Origin of the sequence: Moorena sp. SIO4G3 (assembly GCF_010692305.1) — a bacterium.
Lineage (GTDB): Bacteria > Cyanobacteriota > Cyanobacteriia > Cyanobacteriales > Coleofasciculaceae > Moorena > Moorena producens_A.
This window is the reverse complement of sequence record NZ_JAAHIG010000696.1, coordinates 1-1885: the sequence shown is the minus strand read 5'-3', so window position 1 is coordinate 1885 and position 1885 is coordinate 1. Positions and strand designations below refer to the sequence as shown.

The window sequence follows — 1885 nt, the reverse complement described above, 5'->3', positions numbered from 1 at the left end:
TCAATTAAAGCTCCTGCCAACTCTACCCCTGTCGCACCGCCACCGACAATTGTAAAAGTAAGTAGTTGTTTTCGTCTTTCCTCGTCAGTACAACTAATAGCTTGTTCACAATTACTCAAAATGCGATACCTTAGGGCTACTGCATCATCAAGAGTTTGCAAGGGATAGGTGTATTTAGGTGCGCCATCTACACCGAGAAACTTAGTTTGACTCCCTGTAGCTATTACCAAATAGTCATAATAAATATTTGTTTGATCAGTTTTAACAATTTTAGCGGTAAAGTCTATTTCTAAAACTTCTGCTTTAAAAAAACTGGTATTAGGAGCGTGTCGCAATAATTTTCGCAATGGATAGGCTACTGATTCTGGGGGAATAAAACCAGTAGCTACTTGATAGAGTAAAGGTACAAACGTATGATAGTTGTTGCGATCTATCAATAAAACCTCTGCATTGACTCTGGCCAAATTTTTGACCGCTATCAATCCGGCAAAACCAGCCCCGATGATTACTATTTTAGGTTTTTGATATGACATGTTTTTGATATGACATGGTTGTTACTAAAGGTTTTATTTGAGCTAGTTATAGCATACCTATAGCAATTCTACGACTTGTGAGGTACAAATTTCTGGTTTTTAGGGAGCAGCGATGCAGCGCGGTCTTGGGGGTTTCCCCCATGAGCGACTGCATCAAGACGGGAGCAGGGAGCAGGGAGCAGGGAGCAGGGAGCAGGGAGCAGGGAGCAGGGAGCAGGTAAGAGGGAAGAAGGAAAAAATAATGTGTACCTCATGAGTCCTAGAAACGCTATAAGCTTTTTAGTGCTCATGTCACCCCCTGAGGTTTCTGACAACAAGTCCAGATGCTGCTATGGAGTTAGTTAAAACTATTGTAAGTAAGGCTTAGATTTGTTTCAGACCTAGGCCAGATGGCAAGTAGTGTGTCAGTGCAACAGTTTTTAAGTGATTAAAAACAGCAGGAAAAAAATGCGTTCGCGTAGCGGCTCCATTCGCGTAGCGTGGCCCATTCGCGTAGCGTGGCCAATAGGCCAAGGCCAAGGAGCATTGCAGTATTTTATGATTTGAAGTTCATTAGTATTTTTTGGGAATCCTATGACTTGTATCAAACTATTTTAAGTAAGGATTCCATTGGTTTCAGACTTAGGCTAGATGACAAAAAAGCAGAACAAAAATCAGGAATATTTAATTAGTATTTTTTTTAAAATCAACCACTATTTTCATGGAAATCACGGAAGTAAAACTTATCCTTCAGTTCTATATTGGTTGAAATAAGTCCCTTGGCTATCGCTAAATCATTTTCCTATTGATAGGAAAAACTAAACAAAGAAGTGTAACGGTTTCGGACAATGCTCAAATTTAAATCTCTAGGCTTATCCATTCTTGCCGCATCAGTTGTTTTACATGGTCACGCCTTTGCGTCTGTGCCCGAGTTTGTAGTCAAGGATTTTACTGACTTTTATTTTTGGCAGGTTAATCCAGAAATGTCAAACAATAGTCTTAAGTCTGACCAAACACAGTACAACCAAGAGTGGTTAGCTATTAAAGAAACTTTGAAAAACAGGATTGTCTGGAGGAAATTACCTAGCTGTGATGGTTATACTGATCAGGAAAACCATGCTGATGATCTCAACTATAGTTATTTCGTGAATGATAACCAGGAAACAATTACAGCATTAATAGCTGCAATCTTCTATGCCCGTCACCCTGAGTTAAAAGGTCGTAAGATTAGACCAAGCGAAATCCAGCTAATTCGAGAGTGGAACTTGATCAAGCAGAGTGTTTCATCCTATAGTTGGTGCTAGTTATCTTGGTGTTGGTTAATCATAGAATGAATTGAATACTGTTGTAGAATAGGCATCTTGCCTGTTCCA

General features: G+C 39.6%; 4 protein-coding genes. 1 reads left to right on the top strand and 3 read right to left on the bottom strand.

Annotated features, from left to right (window positions below; translation table 11 throughout):
• From F6J99_RS44695 to F6J99_RS44685, 3 genes are all read right to left on the bottom strand, one after another.
• Positions 1–533: FAD-dependent oxidoreductase (locus F6J99_RS44695; RefSeq protein ID WP_293123796.1), on the bottom strand; the 533-nt coding region annotated here is incomplete at its 3' end.
• 68 nt (positions 534–601) lie between these two features.
• Positions 602–787, bottom strand: a complete 186-nt coding sequence (locus F6J99_RS44690; RefSeq protein ID WP_293123793.1) for a hypothetical protein — start codon at positions 785–787, stop codon at positions 602–604.
• A 109-nt stretch (positions 788–896) separates the two neighbouring features.
• Complete coding sequence (locus F6J99_RS44685) at positions 897–1052, bottom strand: hypothetical protein (protein ID WP_293123789.1); 156 nt, start codon at positions 1050–1052, stop codon at positions 897–899.
• Positions 1053–1360: 308 nt separating this feature from the next.
• Here F6J99_RS44685 and F6J99_RS44680 point away from each other — a divergent pair, with 308 nt between their 5' ends.
• Complete coding sequence (locus F6J99_RS44680) at positions 1361–1816, top strand: hypothetical protein (RefSeq protein WP_293123786.1); 456 nt, start codon at positions 1361–1363, stop codon at positions 1814–1816.
• Positions 1817–1885: the final 69 nt, after the last annotated feature.